At 60.3% G+C, this 17,951-nt stretch carries 16 protein-coding genes; 7 read left to right on the forward strand and 9 right to left on the reverse strand.

Annotation, left to right across the window (positions count from 1 at the left end; all coding sequences use genetic code 11):
- Nucleotides 1-208: 208 nt before the first annotated feature.
- Together PVZ78_RS07240 and PVZ78_RS07245 are read right to left on the reverse strand one after the other, a co-directional pair.
- Nucleotides 209-646 carry a hypothetical protein gene (locus PVZ78_RS07240; protein WP_273828481.1) on the reverse strand — a complete coding sequence of 146 codons (438 nt, stop codon included), beginning with the start codon at nucleotides 644-646 and terminating at the stop codon, nucleotides 209-211.
- Nucleotides 647-913: 267 nt separating this feature from the next.
- Complete coding sequence (locus PVZ78_RS07245) at nucleotides 914-1,741, reverse strand: alpha/beta hydrolase (protein ID WP_273828482.1); 828 nt, start codon at nucleotides 1,739-1,741, stop codon at nucleotides 914-916.
- Between the two features lie 315 nt (nucleotides 1,742-2,056).
- Here PVZ78_RS07245 and PVZ78_RS07250 point away from each other — a divergent pair, with 315 nt between their 5' ends.
- Together PVZ78_RS07250 and estP are read left to right on the forward strand one after the other, a co-directional pair.
- The gene (locus PVZ78_RS07250; protein WP_273828483.1) at nucleotides 2,057-3,067 is read left to right on the forward strand and encodes a helix-turn-helix transcriptional regulator; all 1,011 of its coding nucleotides are present in this window, start codon (nucleotides 2,057-2,059) and stop codon (nucleotides 3,065-3,067) included.
- Between the two features lie 452 nt (nucleotides 3,068-3,519).
- Nucleotides 3,520-5,430 carry an esterase EstP gene (gene estP / locus PVZ78_RS07255; RefSeq protein WP_273828484.1) on the forward strand — a complete coding sequence of 637 codons (1,911 nt, stop codon included), beginning with the start codon at nucleotides 3,520-3,522 and terminating at the stop codon, nucleotides 5,428-5,430.
- A gap of 61 nt (nucleotides 5,431-5,491) precedes the next feature.
- Here the strand turns inward: estP and PVZ78_RS07260 are convergent, their stop codons facing one another.
- Complete coding sequence (locus tag PVZ78_RS07260) at nucleotides 5,492-6,409, reverse strand: LysR family transcriptional regulator (RefSeq protein WP_273828485.1); 918 nt, start codon at nucleotides 6,407-6,409, stop codon at nucleotides 5,492-5,494.
- 111 nt (nucleotides 6,410-6,520) lie between these two features.
- Between PVZ78_RS07260 and PVZ78_RS07265 the strand changes: the two genes are divergently transcribed.
- The 3 genes from PVZ78_RS07265 to PVZ78_RS07275 all read left to right on the forward strand — a co-directional run bounded on the left by PVZ78_RS07265 (nucleotide 6,521) and on the right by PVZ78_RS07275 (nucleotide 10,038).
- Nucleotides 6,521-7,333 carry a phytanoyl-CoA dioxygenase family protein gene (locus PVZ78_RS07265; RefSeq protein ID WP_273828486.1) on the forward strand — a complete coding sequence of 271 codons (813 nt, stop codon included), beginning with the start codon at nucleotides 6,521-6,523 and terminating at the stop codon, nucleotides 7,331-7,333.
- An 85-nt stretch (nucleotides 7,334-7,418) separates the two neighbouring features.
- Nucleotides 7,419-8,606, forward strand: a complete 1,188-nt coding sequence (locus tag PVZ78_RS07270; RefSeq protein ID WP_273828487.1) for a M20 aminoacylase family protein — start codon at nucleotides 7,419-7,421, stop codon at nucleotides 8,604-8,606.
- Between the two features lie 88 nt (nucleotides 8,607-8,694).
- A complete protein-coding gene (locus PVZ78_RS07275) occupies nucleotides 8,695-10,038 on the forward strand; it encodes an MFS transporter (protein ID WP_273828488.1) in 1,344 nt (447 codons plus the stop codon).
- 171 nt (nucleotides 10,039-10,209) lie between these two features.
- On the opposite strand, the gene PVZ78_RS07280 is transcribed toward PVZ78_RS07275, so the two are convergent.
- The 4 genes from PVZ78_RS07280 to PVZ78_RS07295 are packed head-to-tail and all read right to left on the reverse strand — an operon-like array spanning nucleotide 10,210 to nucleotide 14,234.
- Complete coding sequence (locus tag PVZ78_RS07280) at nucleotides 10,210-10,959, reverse strand: TIGR03747 family integrating conjugative element membrane protein (RefSeq protein ID WP_273828489.1); 750 nt, start codon at nucleotides 10,957-10,959, stop codon at nucleotides 10,210-10,212.
- Complete coding sequence (gene traD / locus PVZ78_RS07285) at nucleotides 10,956-13,124, reverse strand: type IV conjugative transfer system coupling protein TraD (RefSeq protein WP_273828490.1); 2,169 nt, start codon at nucleotides 13,122-13,124, stop codon at nucleotides 10,956-10,958. Before traD ends, PVZ78_RS07280 begins: the two co-directional genes overlap by 4 nt.
- 1 nt (nucleotide 13,125) lies before the next feature.
- On the reverse strand, nucleotides 13,126-13,656 hold the full coding sequence (locus PVZ78_RS07290; RefSeq protein WP_273828491.1) for an integrating conjugative element protein: 531 nt from the start codon (nucleotides 13,654-13,656) through the stop codon (nucleotides 13,126-13,128).
- Entirely contained in the window at nucleotides 13,653-14,234 is a 582-nt protein-coding gene (locus PVZ78_RS07295) for a transglycosylase SLT domain-containing protein (RefSeq protein WP_443218351.1), read from the reverse strand. Before PVZ78_RS07295 ends, PVZ78_RS07290 begins: the two co-directional genes overlap by 4 nt.
- Nucleotides 14,235-14,597: 363 nt before the next feature.
- Between PVZ78_RS07295 and PVZ78_RS07300 the strand changes: the two genes are divergently transcribed.
- Both PVZ78_RS07300 and PVZ78_RS07305 read left to right on the forward strand, forming a co-directional pair.
- Nucleotides 14,598-15,314 carry a fimbrial biogenesis chaperone gene (locus PVZ78_RS07300; protein ID WP_273828492.1) on the forward strand — a complete coding sequence of 239 codons (717 nt, stop codon included), beginning with the start codon at nucleotides 14,598-14,600 and terminating at the stop codon, nucleotides 15,312-15,314.
- Between the two features lie 107 nt (nucleotides 15,315-15,421).
- Nucleotides 15,422-16,393: a fimbrial protein gene (locus tag PVZ78_RS07305; protein ID WP_273828493.1), complete on the forward strand. Its 972-nt coding sequence runs from the start codon at nucleotides 15,422-15,424 to the stop codon at nucleotides 16,391-16,393.
- 109 nt (nucleotides 16,394-16,502) lie between these two features.
- Here PVZ78_RS07305 and PVZ78_RS07310 read toward each other — a convergent pair whose 3' ends face one another.
- Together PVZ78_RS07310 and PVZ78_RS07315 are read right to left on the reverse strand one after the other, a co-directional pair.
- Entirely contained in the window at nucleotides 16,503-17,246 is a 744-nt protein-coding gene (locus PVZ78_RS07310) for a TIGR03759 family integrating conjugative element protein (protein ID WP_273828494.1), read from the reverse strand.
- Nucleotides 17,243-17,896, reverse strand: a complete 654-nt coding sequence (locus tag PVZ78_RS07315) for a hypothetical protein (RefSeq protein ID WP_273828495.1) — start codon at nucleotides 17,894-17,896, stop codon at nucleotides 17,243-17,245. Before PVZ78_RS07315 ends, PVZ78_RS07310 begins: the two co-directional genes overlap by 4 nt.
- Nucleotides 17,897-17,951 lie beyond the last annotated feature (55 nt).

A 17,951-nucleotide genomic window follows, 5' to 3' on the forward strand; every position in this document is an offset into this window, starting at 1 on the left:
GCTTTCACCAGGATTTGGACGTCTCCAGGAAGCGAGCAGGTGCGGAGAGTCTGCGAATGGGAGCAACACCAGCGGACTCAATGCCCCACCTCCAAGCCATCGTCAGCTCAGCGAGCCAGTCGTGCTCAGATCGAATCGGCAGCAGCCAGTCCGAGAGAAGATTGCTGCTACGGTGATCCGATGCGCCGGAGGTCCATGGCACCACGAGTTAGCGGATGCTGCGGATGTTGCCTTTGTTGCCTTTAACGGTTACGGAGACCTTTTTGAAGACGAAGTAGTTCTCTTCGCTTACTTCATAGCGAGGAGCAACGATCAGGTCTGCCCCGGAAGACTTGACGGCCTTGAATGCCGCGGCGGATTTGACCGAACTAACCGGATCCAGGCCCAGGCCACCCAGAGCACCACTGCCTTCACCGCCGTATGCCACACCGTCGGCAAACTGGCTATCGCCACCGAACTGGAGGAAGCCAAACAGGATGTTGACCGACGACTGTCCCGAGATTGCTTCGCCCACCGCGACGTCAGCCTTCAAGTCGGCCTTGACCTGGCTGTCGATTGGTGACGACGGCTGGCTGATGTTGTAGCTGGTGCAACCAGAGGCTGCGACAAGAGTCGACAATGCGAGGAGTTTGAGAATCGCTTTCACATGTACTTCCTTCTGCTTGTATGTAGATGCATCACCGCTGGATGCATTGCCCCAAAAATAGGGACGAGCAAAATACCGATGGCCATTCAAAATTGAGATGAGATCAATCCTGATAATCAAAGGAAGTATCCGAAGATGAATTTGAGTTCATCAGTTGCCACGCTCTTTGACCCTTCGTCGTGGCCGACTGGCCTGGAGAGAAACTTGCCCGCCGGTGATGGACCTACACTCATCGTCGTGCGCCAGTGCAGCCCATGGTGTGCGGTATCAACGTCCGGCGATTCTCACAAGCGCTTTTGCGAGGCTGCCGTCTTGTAAAGCGAGTGTCTCGAGTATCGAAAAGTGCGTGCAGCCTGGTACGTGGACCAACTCGACTGTCTCGCCGACGGCCGCACATGCGCCCGCATACTCATCCGAATGACGCACGAGTTCCGGTAGTTCCGCATCACCAACGGCGACTGCCATGGGCACACCCTTATCGATATGCCTGATTGGACTGAATGCATCGATCTCCCACCTCGACAGCTTTAGTTTGTCGTTGAGCCATGACAAGCTGATAGGTTCCAGGTCGACAAGGGCACTGATTGGCAGCGCACTCGTCACGACCGGATGCCCGCGATACAAGGCAGTAAGGTGGCCTCCGGCCGAGTGACCGCTCAGCACGAGCGGCCGCTTTCCTATCCCGAGCGCATCGTGATCGGCCGCAAGATGATCAAGCAGGCGACCGGTTTCACCGACAATCTGCGTCATCGACGCGTCAGGTGCCAGTGTGTACTCAGCGAGTACAACGTTGAACCCGTTTGCGAGTGGGCCGCCTGCGATGAAAGCGAAATCTTCTTTCGTACAGTTCTGCCAATAGCCGCCGTGGATGAATACGAACGTTGGCGCATCAGGCTTCCCACATTCGATCCAGTCATAGCGCTCACGGGAGCTGTCGCCGTAAGAAAGGTCACGACGGCACGACTCGCGCTCGTAGAGCTTCGCGCTGCGCATCTGAAAGTCGGCCAGTACAACTGGAAAATCAGGGATGGCTGCGACGTTGTTGTAAGCAGCGTCGAGCGCTGCGCGGTTCATGCCGCGATATAGCGTTGTCATGTTCATGTCCTCATAGGTTCGCATTCTGAGTGCGAGGACTTAATAAGCCCTGGCCCTTTGCCGCGAATCGTCTGGCTGGTACTGGAAGAGTGGATATCCCACAATTGGAACGCGCGGGAAGTAGAGTCGGTATGATGCCCTTGGAGTGACGTCCGGCCCGGGCATTCAGTTGCGTTGCGAGACCAAGCGTTGCACCCACCCCCATCATTCCCGGAACATTTGTGGGTGGCTATCGTAGTTGCGCCGCTGATATCGAATGAGCGCCATTTTTCGTTTTCCGTGAAAAAGGCCTCCCGCACTACCAGGAGACCCGAGATGAACGACTGGCGCTCCCGCCTGAATCCTCCGACATTGCAGTTCCCGCCGCTCTTGCCCGGTAGCGACATTCCGCGTAGCGCGCTGCTGTTTCAGTCCGACGATCTTGAGCTGGCCCGGATGAAGATTGGCCGCGTCTATCGCCCGTATCGATTTACGGCCAGCGAGCGCCGAACGATGCCTGTCACCATGTTCAAATTGGACGGTGATGGCATGGCACTGACATGGTTCGCGTATGGGACCGATATCTCTATCCGGCCTGAGATTTGCGGTGACTTTGCACTCGTTCTTACCACCCTGGCGGGTCATTCGGAAGCCCGCAGCGGGCCGGTCGATCATGTAGGCAGGGCCGGGTCGACGGTGTTGGTTGCGTCGGATGCGCGATCGGAATTCCGCTACAGCGCGGAGAACGTTCAACTGGGCGTGCGAGTCGATGCACGCCGAATCGCGGACATCTGGCGCAGCATCGCGAGGCGTGAACCGCCTTTGGCAGTGCCAGTGCCAGCGCTGTTTGATGCGGCGCGGCGCGACCGCTGGCTTGCCTCGGTTCAGTTGGTCAGGCAGCTACTCGACCCTGACACACCGGCAGCGCTCAGAGCGATGCAGCTCCCGCGGGCAGAAGAGATCCTGTTGATGAGCCTGGTCGGCGAACAACTGACTGACGCGGTGCCGGCAGAGCGCGGCCTTGCAGCCGCCTGCGTGAGACGCGCCGTTGCGTTCATCGAGGAACACGCGGAACGACCGCTGACGCTGACCGACATCGCGGAGGCATCGCATTGCAGCGTTCGTACCCTTCACCGTGCATTCCAGCAATGGCGAGATGTTGGCGTCATGCGCTATCTGAAGGATGTGCGTCTGGGGCGCGTCAGAATGGCATTGCAGGATCCTGACGAAATGTCGTCAATCACCGAGATCGCAACGCGCTGGGGATTTTCCCATCTCGGGCAGTTCGCCACGGACTATCGGAAGATGTTCATGGAGCGACCTTCCGACACCCGGGTAAAACGCTAGCCTTCACTCGTTACGGCGCCCGCTGCGTGGCGCAGGATCGCCAACAGACGCAACGTTGACAACAAGCCATAGTCCGCACTGCTTCCCTCCACGGACACGCCTGCTTGGACGCACCGCATGATGCCGCCAGAGAGGTATGCCGGCGGATCGTTGCATTGAATTGCACTATTCAGCCCGGCCCCACTAGCACTTGAAGGTCCTGGCTGCTTTTCGTCTGACGCATTTCTATCAGAACAATCTGAATTTCGATCCCCTTGCGTTTTGCGAGATCGGGATCAGGCATCCTATTTTTGCATTTCTCTTGCCGGGCACAGTCTTGGAAAGCGAGCGCGCCTGCACTTTGTGGAGCGCAGTGGTCAGCAAGCAGGTGACGTAGCCTGTGGCTACATCCGGGAAGAGAGAGCCGTTGACACTACCGTTTCACTCCCTACAACAAGAAGACGGACTTGTTCATGATCAAGAAGACGTTGTTTGCACCGCTCGCCAGCAGCCTTCTATCTTTGGCCTGCGCTCAAGCGATCGCATCTCCTTCTCCCTACTCGAGCTTTGTCGTCTTCGGCGACAGCCTCAGCGATGCCGGGCAATTCGCCGATCCCGGCGGTCCCGCAGGAGCCACCCTACGCGCGACCAACCGCACCGGCCCGGTCTACCTGGATGGCAGCGGGGAAGTCTATTCCGCCAACGCAACCCAATTGCTCGGCGCCAAGCTGGGCTTCTCCGAAGACCAGCTCGCCGCCTCGACCTCGTCCACACGCGCCAGAGAAGGTCAGCCTGACGGCAACAACTGGGCCGTCGGCGGCTATCGCACCGATCAGATCCTCGATTCGATTACCGGTACCTCGGTCGCAGGCGACCGTAGTCGCCCCGGCTATCTGCCGGCCAACAACTTCCGAGCCGACCCGAAAGCCCTGTACTACCTGACGGGAGGCGGCAACGACTTCCTCCAGGGCCGGATCACCAATCTCGACCAGGCCAACGCTGCGGCAGGCCGCTTGGTAGGCAGTTTGCAAGCCCTACAACACGCCGGCGCCCGCTACATCATGGTCTGGCTGCTGCCGGATATCGGCCTGACCCCGGCGATCTATGGTAGCCCGCTGCAAGCTTTCACCTCCCAGCTCAGTGCCCAGTTCAACACCGAGCTGGTCCGACAGTTGCGAGCAGTCGATGCCCAGGTCATTCCGCTCAACATCCCCGTGCTCTTGAAGGAAACCTTCGTCAATCCGGCACAGTTCGGCCTGGCCACCGATCAGAACCTCATCGCTACCTGCTTCAGCGGCAGGGGCTGCACGGAAAATGCTCGATATGGCATTCACAGCGCCACTCCAGACCCGAGCAAGTTGATCTACAACGACGCGATCCACCCCACCGAAGCCGGGCAACGACTGATCGCCGATTACGCATACTCCTTGCTGGCGGCGCCTTGGGAAATAACTCTGCTCCCGGAAATGGCGCACGGTACCCTGCGCGCGCACCAGGATGAGTTGCGCAGCCAATGGCAGGCCGACTGGGAGAACTGGCAGGACGCGGGCCAATGGCGGGCGATTGTCGCCGCAGGTGGCCAGCACCAGGACTTCGACAGCCAGCGCAGCGGGGCCAGTGCCGATGGTAGTGGTTTCAACCTGAATATCGGTGGCAGCTACCGGCTCGACGAGTCCTGGCGAGTGGGTGTATTGGCCGGTGCCTATCGGCAGAAACTCGAAGCGGGTAGCAACGATTCGGACTACAAGCTCAACACCTACCTGGGCACCGCTTTCGTTCAGTACCAGCAAAATCGCTGGTGGGCGGATGCTGCTGCCACCGCCGGGCACCTGGACTACGACAACCTCAAGCGCAAGTTCGACTTGGGCGTCAACGAACGCGTGGAAAAAGGCGACACCGGTGGCGACGTCCTGGCCTTCAGCGCGCGCCTGGGCTACGACATCGCGCAGCAGGCCAGCAGCCCCTGGCACCTGTCGCCGTTCATCAGCGCCGACTACGCGCGGGTCAAGGTCGATCGCTACTCCGAGGACGGCAACGACTCTACCGCCCTGACGTTCGATGATCAGAAGCGCGCTTCGCGGCGGCTGGGCGTCGGCCTGCAGGGCAAGTATCAGCTTACCCAGAAAACACAGGTGTTCGGCGAAATCGCCCACGAACAGGAATACGAGGACGATGCCCAGAAGCTCACCATGGCCCTCAACAGCCTGCCGGATAACCGCTACACCCTGGAAGGCTATACCCCGCGGACCAACCTCAACCGCCTGAACCTCGGGGTCAGCCACAAGTTCGCCCAGGACCTGGCCTTACGCGCCAGCTACAACATCCGCAAGGACGATGACTTCACCCAACAAGGTATCAACATCGGGGTCAGCCTCGACTTCTAGAGTACGGAAAATTGAAATTGCTACTCCCGTGAGGAGCCAGTGCTTTTCGCGCGCTAGAAAACTACGGACGCCAGCCGGATCCCGGGGTTTCAGTGAACAACTCCAGGGCTTGTTCGCGCAGGGCGTTCGCTAGCGGTGAATTGCAACGGGCACGTGGCTGGGCCAGAACGATATGCTGCAGCGGCAATGGTTCGGCTATCGGACGGATCGCTAGCGGTTGCCCATCGTAGCTGTGGTCGCCAAAAGGTCTGCTGTAGGCCACGGCTACACCAAAGCCATTGGCCACCAACGCACGCTGGAGCTCGAAGGAATGGGCCCTGCTGATGTTCTGGGGCTGCAGTCCATGGAAGCGAAAGAGATCCAGAAAATGCTGAGAGCTGTAGGCCTGTTCGGTCAGCACCAAGGGATGTTCGCACAGGTCCTTCAGGCTGACTTCGGTTTGACCGGCCAACGGATGTCCGGCTGGCAGCAGTGCATGTGCTGGAAGCTCGCAGAGCACTGTACTCAGCACACCATCCGGCAATCCGAGGTCATAGCTGAGGGCGGCATCCAAGTTGCCATTGCTCAACTGTTTGCTGATTTGGTCGAAGCCGTACTCACGGATCGTCACCTCGACGCCCGGATAGTGCTCCTTGATACCGCGCAACAGCTTTGGCAGGCAGTAAGGTGCAAGATCTTCGAAACAGGCCAGTGTCAGCTCACCCGAAAGGGTGTCTTCGTCGCTGCCCAGCTTCTCGAACTCGAGCACGCTGGCCACGATCTGCTGTGCCTTCTCCATCGCCAGTCGACCGAACGGCGTCAGCGTCACGCCCTGGCCGCGCTGGCGAACGAACAAAACTTGCCCAAGGTGTTCTTCCAGCTCCTTGAGGGCTGCGGAAACCGCCGGTTGCGATACATTCAGCCGCTCGGCGGCCTGTGTGATATTGCCGTGCCGCGCGACCGCCAATGCACAACGTATATGGCGCAGACTGGTCTTCATAAAAATTTCCGAGGAGTCAGATCGGAACATATTATTTTATTTTATGAAGTGCCTGGGGAATAGTCCAACCGTGGTCGCCTCGATCATGGCGGCCGTAACACAGGAGGCTCTATGAACACGACTGTCACCCCCCAGGTTTCGGCGTCGGATATCGCGACATTCCAACGCGATGGCGCTATCTGTCTACGGGGTATTTTCAAAGACTGGATCGGAGTGATTGCTGATGGAATCGCGCGCAATCAACGAGAACCTGGCCCTTATGCCACCAACGTGGTTGCCGCTGGAGAACCAGGCGGGTTCTTCGATGACTACTGCAACTGGGACCGTATTCCCGAATTCACCACCATAGTGCGTGAATCACCGGCTGCCGCCATCGCTGCGTCAGTTATGCAGTCGCCCAGCGCCCAGTTCTTTCATGACCATGTCCTGGTCAAGGAGCCCGGCACCCAGAAGCCGACACCTTGGCACCAGGACATTCCTTATTACTTCCTCGATGGCGAACAGACTGTCAGCCTGTGGATCCCGGTAGACCCTGTGCGCGAGGCAACATTGCGCCTGATTGCCGGCTCGCACCAATGGCCACAATGGGTGCTGCCGCTGCGCTGGAAGGATGACAGCAGCTTCTACGATGACGTGAGTCGCTATCGGCCGGTGCCAGACCCGGATGTGGAACCCGGTATGCAGGTGCTGGAGTGGGAGATGGAACCGGGGGACGCGGTGTTGTTCGATTTCCGTACTGTGCATGGTGCACGCGGCAACCTCAGCCCGGCGCGTCGTCGCGTGCTTTCCCTGCGTTGGGTGGGGGAGGATGTGCGCTACGCCGAACGTCCTGGAAGAACGTCGCCACCGTACCCGAATCACGATATGCAACCGGGGCAGCGACTGCGCGAGGACTGGTTCCCGCAGATCTGGCCAGAAGCCTGATCGCAATAAGACTGCAAAAAACTACAAGAGCCTGACAGCGTCTCAGCCGACGATCAGGCCGACCATCAATGCTGAGGAGATAGCCATGCCGTGCCAAATTATTCTGCCTGAGATACGCGAGCTGATGCCCTCTATGGTTGCCCTGCGTCAGCGTCTGCACGCCCATCCTGAACTGAGCTATGAGGAATTTGAGACCAGCCACCTGGTGGCTGAAAAGCTGCGCGAGTGGGGCTATGAAGTGCACCACGGACTGGCCGGTACCGGCGTAGTTGCCACGCTGCGCAAGGGACATGGCATCCGAACCATCGGACTGCGCGCGGACATGGATGCCTTACCGATCACAGAAACTAGCGGCCTGCCCTATGCCAGCCGCCAAGATGGCAAGATGCACGCCTGTGGCCATGACGGGCATACCGCCATGCTGTTGGCCGCCGGCCAGTGCCTGGCCGAGAGCATCGACTTCGATGGCACTGTGCGCCTGATTTTCCAGCCCGCAGAGGAGGGATACGTTGGCGCGCAAAAGATGATCGAAGAGGGCCTCTTTGAGCTGTTTCCCTGCGACGCTGTATTTGCCATGCACAATTGGCCGGGTGTGCCCGTGGGTAAGTTCGGTTTCCTGTCCGGACCGTTCATGGCCTCGGCCGATACCGTGACCATACGGATCAACGGCCGCGGCGGCCACGGCGCCATGCCCCAGGACACGGTTGATCCGGTGGTGGCTGCCGCCTCGCTGGTCATGGTGTTGCAGACGGTGGTCGCCCGCAACCTGCCGCCCCTGGATACGGGGGTGGTCGGGGTCGGCACGATCCATGGTGGCACCGCATCCTCGGTGGTGCCGACTCACGTTGAGTTGGCCGTAACGGTCAGAGCCCTGAAGGAGACAACGCGGAACCTGTTGTTGCAGCGGATCGAAGCACTGGCCCACGCCCAGGCAGAAGCGTTTGGTGCGACCGCCGACGTGTCGATCAGCCCCAACGCGTTCCCAGTGCTCTACAACCACCCGCGGGAAACTGCCTTGGCACGCTCGGTAGCCTTGGAGTGGCTGGGCGAGGAGGGGCTGGTCGCTGACATGCAGCCGATGACCTGCAGCGAGGATTTCTCTTTCATGCTGCAGGCCTGTCCCGGCAGCTACCTGATCATGGGGAACGGCGAAGGCGCGGAGGGGGGCTGCCTGCTGCATAACTCTGCCTATGACTTCAATGACACCGGTTTGCCCTACGGCGCCAGCTATTGGGTGAAGCTGGTCAGCGCCTTTCTGGATCCGGTCGATTGATCCCTGTCTCCAAGGTTGTCGTTCCGGCCGGCGGCGGTCAGCCCCGGCCCTTCCCGGATGCGTATCCCTTGTCTGCAAGGAGAATGTTATGGCCGTTCTTTCGCAATCCTTGGCGCCGGTTGTGGCGTCGAATCTGCACCTGTCACGCCGGCGAGTCATTGTCGGCACTACCATCGGCAACGCCTTGGAGTTCTTCGACTTCACGGTCTACAGCTTTTTGATGCTGTTCATTGGTCCGCTTTTCTTCCCAGCCGCCTCATCCTATGGTCAGTTGCTGCTTACCACCGCGACCTTCGGTGTGGGCTTCCTGATGCGCCCTGTCGGTGCGCTGCTGATCGGCTCCTACGCGGATCGCTTCGGCCGTCGCTCGGCGATGACCCTGACGCTGTTCATGATGGGGTTGGGCTGCGGCATGATGGCCCTGACGCCGACCTATGCCCAGATCGGAATGGCCGCGCCGCTGGTGATCGTGCTGGCGCGCCTGATCCAGGGGTTTGCCGCCGGCGGCGAAGTCGGAGCGGCAACCACCTTGCTGGTCGAGCATGCACCTGCCTCACAACGCGGCTTCTACGCCAGTTGGCAGTTCGGCAGCCAGTCCCTAGGCATCTTCCTCGGTGCGATCATGGTCGCCGCTCTGGTCGCCGGGCTCGGCACGCAGGCCATGAACGAATGGGGTTGGCGGGTGCCGTTCTTCATCGGCATGCTCACTGCTCCGGTGGGCTGGTACATCCGCAGGCACCTGGAAGATACGCTGGTCGTTGGGCTGTCGCACACCCGCAGCCAGCAGGCCAGAGAGCGGGCGGCGCGCAGCAGTCCGTTGCGCGAGCTGTTCGGCCAGCACAAACTGACCTTGTTCAAAAGCGTGTTGCTGATGCTGGGGGCCATGGTCTCCACCCAGATCATCGCCTTTTACATGCCTGCCTACGCTGCGCGGGTGCTAGGCCTGCCGACCACCTCCAGTCTGATGGCCAGTGTGGTGGTGGGCGCAGTCTGCTTTCTGCTGTCGCCCCTGGTGGGTTGGCTGGCCGATTATTGTGGGCGAAAACGGGTGATCCTGTGCTCGCGCCTGCTCACTCTGGTGGCGATCGTGCCCTGCTTTCAGTGGCTCAATGTTGCGCCCAGCCTGTTCAACCTGCTGTTGATCATTGGGCTGCTGTCGGTGCTACTGACCCTGCAGACCGTACCAGGTATCACCATGCTGCCGGAGATGTTTCCCAAGTCGGTGCGCACCACCGGCATGGCGGCGGCTTACGGTATTGGGGTTTCGGTGTTCGGCGGGTTCGCCCAGTTCTTCGTCACCTGGCTGCTGCAGGTGACCCAGCAGCCCCTGGCGCCAGCCTGGTACATGATGGCGACGGTTGCCATGTCCACCGTGGTGCTGCGCTGGATCCGCGACCGAACCGGCGAGGATATCGACGAGACGGCAGGCTAAGGTTGCCGTATTGCCCGACCGGCGATCGAGTCTGGCTCAATCCTGAGCCCCTCGAAGGCTTATCGGCAGCTCCGAACCATTTCTGGTTTGGAGCCCCGCAATAACGGCATCAGTTCCGAAGAAGTGAAGATACTCAATTGATTATTCAGAGAAAAAATTGACTTCTCGCACCTACAAATATTTCTTGAAACTGCCCGCCGCGATGTTGATGGCGAGACCCAGCAACAGCGCGCAGGGCAGCAGCACGAGCAGCGGATGCACGCTGATCGGCAGGGCTAGATAGACCACCCACGGCAACGCGGTCAGCGGCATCAAACTGGCTCTGGCGCGATGGTAGATAAATCCGGACTCGCGTCCTGCGCTGAAACGCCGCAGATCGCGCCGTACCAGGCCATCCACCAGGCCGACGAACAGGGCCAGCAAAAACAGCGGCAGGCTCAGGCATAGCACCAGCAGCCGAACCAGAAACACCAGCACCGTGTAGGCAGCAGCGATCAGGTATTGCTCCACATGCACGTAGACCACGCCCAGGTAGTAGCGAAAGTCGTGTGCTGTCCGAGAAGCACCCGCGCTGGCCCGCCGCGAGGCACCTTGAATGTCTCCGATCAGACCGGTATTGACGAATAGCCACTGGTAGGCCTCGTCGACAAGTGCCTGGGCAGTACGCCCTGGCTCTTGCACCACCGCACTGCGGGTGAACTCCGCAGACAGCTGCGCAAGTTCGTACTGGAGCATATCGCGTGCGTGGTGCCAGCCTTGCTCAGGCCAGAACAGGGCCATGCATACGCACTCGACCAGAATGCTCAGCATCAGCGCGCCCACCAGCACGCCGAAAATACGAAATGGCAAGGTGATGATGCTCGCGATCAGTCCCTGTTGCTGAACTTGCTGGCGCTGTGCGGTAGAGGCCGGCTCGCTCATATACGAGGCTCATCAACGTTGGCTGAGGCGTCCGGGTGCGTGAAGTCATCCAGCAAATCTTCAGGCAAGCCGCTGGCCTGCAAATCGGGGATACCTTGGCTTTCCCACCAGTCACCGGCGCTCTCGGTGTAGCGTTGGCGCATGCTCGCAGCCATGGCCTGCAAGTCTTTGGGCATGACTTCATCCGGGTCCGGAGCTGGTAGCGGCATGCGGATCTTCCACAGGTTCCCACCTTCGATGAGTGCGAAGCACTGACCTTTTGGCAACGCGACAACGTGCGCAGGCTCGATCAGTGGAACACTCGTGCTGTTGATGCGGTCCTGAGTGTTGGAGGTGAAGGCAGTATTGCCTCGAGGGTCGGAACTGTCAGTGGTTCCGCTCATAAGCGAGGTGGCATGGACTTCCACTCTGGATAGCTGCTTTGTCAGCAGCTCGGCAGTCGCGGTCTCTCGCACACGGAGCATGAACAGGTTGTTGAAGTTGCCCACCACTTGGCCAGCTTTGGCGCGGTTCCCGATGCGCGCCTCGATGTCGCTCAGCGTCTGTGTGTAAGCGGTGACCTGAATGCCCGCACCACCGCCCTTGTTGATGAGCGGAATGAACTCGTCGCCCATCAGTTCGTTGAACTCGTCGGCATGTAGGTTGATCGGCACCTTGGCGCCGGCCGTACTACCGGGGAGACCATCGTCGATGCCGAATTTGTAGATGTGTCCGGCCACTGACACAAGGTCGGAGAACATCGAGTTACCCACCGCCGCCGCGACCTCTGCGTCCGATAGCGCATCGAGGCCGACGTAGACGACCGCACGTTTACGGATGATCTGCATCCAGTCGAAGATCGGACGCGGGTCGTCGAGATCCGAATAGTTCGGCGCCAACAGCTGCGCAGTCTTGCCTGTGGTGAGCTTTTCCAGGAGGGGCAGAAGCGAGGCGACGATCTTGTCGAAGTAGGTCCGGTCGTAGCGTACAGCGCTTCGCAGACCGTCCAGCACCGGATCGTAGACCCGGACTTGACTCAGGTACTGCTCGAGCGCCACCACGCGTTTCTCACGGCCCATCATGTGCCGGGGAACGTTCTTGTCGTTGATCTTGGATTCCAGCTGCACAATCACGTCCCAGGCCTTGGCATCGCTCTTGGCGAAGTACTGGGCGGCGTACTCGATGAACAGCGCATCGATGTTGACCACATGCCGCTGTATCAGTAGGTAGTCCGGACGCTGGCCCAGCTCAACCAGGGCGCGGGCGATGATGTTGACGAAGCGCCAGGCAAACTCTTTGAATGCGGCGCTGTTGCCTTCGCTGGAGAGCTGGCCTGCGATGCGCGTTGCAACCTCGGAGATTCGCCCGAACCGACCGACGGCGTTGTAGCGTGCACTGATGTCCGGCCAACCAAGATGAAACACATAGAACTCGCCCTCGCGACCGGCACGCCTGGCCTCGACGTACATCCGCTTCAAGAGGTCGGCATCGCCTTTGGGATCAAAGACGATGACCACCTCGTGCTGCCCGCCGATCTTGCGGCGGATATCCTGGGTGATCAGCAGTTCCGCCAGGCGGGTCTTGCCCACCCGGGTGGTGCCCAGCACCAGTGAATGGCCCACACGTTCGCCCAGCGGGAGGGTCACGTCGAGTTCATTCGGCTCGATGCCGTGCAGCCGTGGCAGGCCACCCACCGGCGGCAGCGGCCGGACCGGGTTGAGCGGGCTATCCCAGGCCAGTCCGCGGGCCAGTCGCGACAGTGGAAACGGCGCGAACTCCAGGCGTTCTTCCAGATGTCGGGCGAGGCGGTAGCTGCGGGTCGGCTCGACGTACCGGCGAAACTCCGGCCGGTAGGTCTGCATCAACCGGTGGGTATGACGCTGGTCCCAGCGAAAGCCACGGCCGAGGAACAAGCGATTCTGGCTGACCGGTACCTCACGGCTGGTCATGGTGTAGCGGGGGAGACGGCGGACGTTTCGGCGATAGCGCAGGATCTGCCAAGCCTGTTGCAGGCGTATCGCCCCGAACATCAGAAAGCACACCGCAGCGGCGAGCCCCAGGACGGGGTTGAGCGCCAGGGACCAAGGTGCGAACACGCACAGAAAGGCGGCGCAGGCGCAGACGGCGACGGAGTACAACTCGACCGCAGGACGCAGCAGGACCTCGACTGCATACGCCTGCGCCATGTCACTGCTCGATACCGCTGGTGGTGATCAGCACCGGGTAGTGATCCAGGCCCAGCCGCTGTGCCAGATCGTCGGCGGCCACCGGCGCCAGTTCCAGGCCCGGAGCGAGCGCACGCAGCGACTGCATGGCAGCGGCGGTCTCGACGTTCACCACGAGCCCTACGGCGCGCAACTGCTGCAACGTGGCCAGGCGCTGGGCCAGCCACCTGCGCGATCGATCATCGTCACCAATCAAAAACAGTGGGGTGAGCCCAGGTGCCTGGATGTTGCGCTGGGCGACCACACCTGGTGTCAGGCCGGGCGTGCGCACCGGCAGCATATCGGCCTCGCTGTATCCGCGCGGAGGAGAAGTGCCTCGGGCAGGCGGGCGCGAGTCTTCCTGCGGGGCGAGCGCTTCGTAATATGGTAAGGCGGAGCTGCCGCCGCGGTCTTCGACCACGATCAGGGGCGAGGCAGATTGCTGAGAGGCAGCGGGGGAGAGCCAAGTGGCCAGACTCAATGCCACGCAGCAAGGGAAGGATTTCAGTTTCATGGTGAGGCCTTCAGGGAGGCCAGCGTCAGGTCGGGCGCCAGAACACGGGTCAGGTGGCGCTGTACGTCACGCCGGTAGCGTGCAGCGGGCGCACCACCAGCGGGTCGGTGGTAGCGGCCGATGGCATGGATCCAGTCTTCGCCCGGGGTGTGCTGTTCGCTGAGGATGGTTGCCGCCAGCGTGAGGTTGCGGTAGGGGTCGAGCAAGTCACAGGGCGCCACACCCCGATGGGCCTGATGCCCGACATTGATCTGGCCCAAGCCGACATCGATACGCTTGGCCGAGGTCCGGCGCAAGGCCTCGGTCAGCCCCGTGCAAGCTGCCTGGCCCGTCCGGTAGCGCAGCGACGTGCCCGCCACGTTGAGTGTCCAGGGCCACGGGCGCAGTTGCCCCCGAATTCGGGTACCACTCTCCTGCAGCGCTACGGCATACAGCACCGGCGATGGAACCCCGGCAGCGTGGGCGGCCAGTTGGTAGGCTGGCGGCGGGATCTCAACGGCAGCACTGAGCGCCGGCCACCAGAGCATGCTGATAGCGACACCGATCAGGGCAAGCTGGCGGGCTAGATGTGCGGCCATGGGTAAAAGACCCAGCCAGCAGCATCGGGAATAGGGATGAACATAAAGCGGCTCCGTAGTGATATGGAGCCCCACTCTCGCAAGTCATAGCACTATGGGCAGCAAACAATGGAGTGCTACTCGCAACCGGTTTTAAGTACGCGCTATCTGCACGCGGGACATACGCCAAGTTCGATACCTGGCTCCTGGTTGATCGACCATCGGTTCTTTTCAGGAATGTCTTACAGACTATGACGGCAGTCCTTTGTAAATTCCTCGCAAGAAAATTGAATCGTTCAAACGATGCGAAGGCTTCACTATCACTAATTTAGTCACGGATACAGGCGAAGAGCTTTCGGCCCATCCTGAATTAGAGGATTTACTTTGAGAACTCCAACCATATCCAGATTAACTCTGGCGGTTTTCGCCCTATTTTTTTCTGCTTTCTCCAAGGCTGGCGTCAACTTGGAAAACACCCGCGTAGTCCTCGCCGAGCCGAGCAAGGAGGCATCCTTGGTTATCAAGAACAGCGCGACCGAGGATTTGATAATCCACTCTTGGATTGAGGCTGCCGAAAGAAGCGAGGATGTGCCCTTCGCCATCACTCCTGTGCTCAAGCGCCTCGGCGGCGGGCAGCAGCAAGTGCTGCGCATCCTGTACGGCGGCAAAGGCCTGCCGACGGATAAAGAGTCGATATTCTGGTTGAATGTTCGGGAGGTTCCGCAAAAGGCTAGGAAAGAGAACGTCCTGCAGATTGCAGTGCAGCAGCGCCTCAAGCTGTTCTACCGCCCGGCAGGACTTCCGGGGAAAGTGACGGACGCCCCACAACAGTTGAAGTGGCGCCTGCTGACCAAGGAAGGTAGCCCGCATCTGCAAGTAAGCAATCCGTCGCCCTTCCATCTGTCTTTCGCCGCTATTACGTTGCGGATGGGAAGCAAGGGCTTTACCGCGCCGATTGATATGGTAGCGCCGGCCGCGACAGCCGAGGTCGAAATCCCGCTGTTGCCGAACTCTGTCCGCGCCAGCAACCTCAAAGTGGAATTCGAGGTTATCGGCGACTTCGGCGGAGTCCTCAAGTACGACGGCATCATCTCAGGCTGAGGCCTGGCGTCTTCTGGTAGCGGTAAGAACCTTCTCGCTACTTCCCATTGCTCACCCTCGACCAGTATCCCGGCACTTATCTAAGTCTGGGAGGGAGATCCCTAGGTATGCGTAATCTGAAATTAATCTTGATTTTCTTATCTATCCTGTGTGCTCGCGATGTACTGGCTGCTTGCAACTGGAACGGCACTCCGCCGCCTCTAGTAAAAGACATTACCCTTCCTGCTAAAACGATCATCAAGTCTGCCGCCATTGGCCAGGAGCTTGCTAAGCATAGATTGACTCTTTGGTCCAACCCCGCCTCGCGCGTCTCCTGCCCTGGATCAGGGAATTTCACTAGTATCACGTCAGCGCCGCTGTTGCCGTCAGCACTCCCAAATGTTTATGAAACAGGCATCAAGGGTGTCGGGGTTAAGTTCTGTATAACACTGGATATGCAGGACAAATTTTTTTGTGCTCCATACTCTTGGGGGCTGATATGGAACGCGGAGCCGTTCCTGCCAAGGTTGATGGAAGTTGTGTTCGTTCGTACCGGTCGCGGTGTTGCCTCCGGCAAGATCCCTGGGTTCAACGTGACATGGGAAGTAGGAGGTCTACCTCTTCTGATCCGATCTCAAGGTACTACCGAGCTGGTCAACGATATTTTCTTCGCCGGATGCGAGTCAGTAGGCGGTGCGGTCAATGTGCCGATGGGCAAGCAAACCACCCAGAACATCAAGAATGGTCGTGTCAACGAGATTCCGTTCAACTTCGATGTGCGCTGTGAGGGGTTGAAACCGGATTCGAAAGTTCCAGTTAAAGTCTACTTCGAAGGCGACTCCCAGACTGATGGCATGCTCAAGCTTTCCAACGCGGGGCAGGCGGGTGTGGCGTCGGGGGTGGGGATTTCGCTGGTCAACGACAAGGGCGTCAAGTTGCCATTTTCTATCGCCAGGTCCGTCGCCCTTGATTGGAACAGGGAAACCGAAGATGGCTCCATCTACCGATTCTCCGGCAAGGCCAAGTACGTTCCGACAGCGGGTGAGATGAAGGCAGGCAAGGGTGATGCGACGATGAGCTTCGTTCTCAACTACAACTAAACATGATGGACGGTTCAGGAAGTACTTTTCCAGCTGTTTTGAGAGTGCGCCTGATCGTTAGCAGGCCATGGGATTCTGTCGAAAATGGGTTTTCGGCACGAAGACGTGGTTAGAGGCGTTGCCAGCCGCCTTCGGTCTCGCGCAGCACTGCAGGGAGTTCGCCAGCAACCCCGAGCGACAGCCAGCGGCCACCATCATGGTTGAGAGTAATGGTGCGAGCGCGCACCCTCGCTGGCTCGATACCGACCCGTGCCGCCCAGCTGCGGATGCGCGCATCGTCCTGGCGACTGCCGACCATGTACACGTCGAACGGTGTGCCTGTGGCCTGCAGATCGCGGGCACGCGCGTCACACGGGGCGCAGCCGTCTTTGACGAACAGCGCCAGGCGCCCACTTCCCGCTACCGCGCGAGCTCCGGGCAGGTTCACCCGTGCGGTGTGAGGAAATGCGCGCTGCCAGGCTTCGTCATACGCCCGCTGGTACGACAGGAGTTTTTCTGTGCGCCGCGCCTCGGCCTGGACCTGCAACGCCGCCAGGCGGCGGCGTTCTTCATCGCTGCGGGCCTCGATGCCGAGTGCTGTCAGAGGATCAAGATTTGGGGAGTAGGTGCCCAACGGCCCCTGCATCAATTGGCGATAGCGCGTCCAGTCTTCAGCGCTGAGCCCCCAGTCGCGCGCCAGGCGCTGGTCGGGGGTAGTCTCGGCACTCGGCTGTAGCTGGCTGCGTGCCGTATCGGCCTCCCGGGGCATAGTTGACTGGGGAGGCGCCGCCACCACGGCGACAGGAAGTGTCAGGGCCGCCGTGATGAGCAGAACCCTGGCCCGCTGGCCGAGCGAAAAAGTCCGGCAATTCATGGCATCACCAACTGTAGGGCCTTGCCGTCGACGCGGAAGGTCGCCTGCGCCGAGCCAATGGCCTCAAGCGTCCAGCTGCCCTCAGACTCTCCAACCCTCAGTAGACGGATCTGGCTCAGAGAGGTGGCGCTCCGAGGTGCGACTGACAGAAACCGCTCACCACCGCGCAACTCGACCCCCATCACCTGAAAGGGAGGTTGCGGCACTTTGGGCGCCCTGGCGGCGATAGGTTTCGTGCGTGGCACAGGTGCAGCCGCCTTGACCGGAGGCGGACTGGCTTCCAGCTTTGCCACTCGGCCTTGCAAGGCCAGCAAGGTTTGCTCCGCCGACGGATCGGCACGTGACGCCTCCACCGACGCCTCAATCAGCGCCAACCGTGTCTCCAGCTCCGCACGAACTGTTGCCAGTGCCTCCGGCGTCACGGGCGGCGCCACACGTTTGAAGGTCGAGAGCTGCTGCTCGGCTTGGCCCAGCCTGGCGGCCAAAGCGTCGAGCTGGCCCGCCTGTGGCGATGGATCTGGCGGCGCGCCGAGGTGCGTCACATCCAGCATGACGACTACCAGACCGACGCTGAGCGCCAGCAGCCACACCGCTGCGACGATACGCAACCAGGGCGTACCACGCGCCTCTGAAGACGAGAGATGGTTCATGGCGCTGCTCCAGCGTGGACGGATGCGATGGCTCCCGGAGCCCGTGCAAAGCACA

Origin of the sequence: Pseudomonas sp. SBT1-2 (assembly GCF_028640875.1) — a bacterium.
In the GTDB taxonomy this organism is placed as follows: Bacteria; Pseudomonadota; Gammaproteobacteria; order Pseudomonadales; family Pseudomonadaceae; genus Aquipseudomonas; species Aquipseudomonas chlororaphis_I.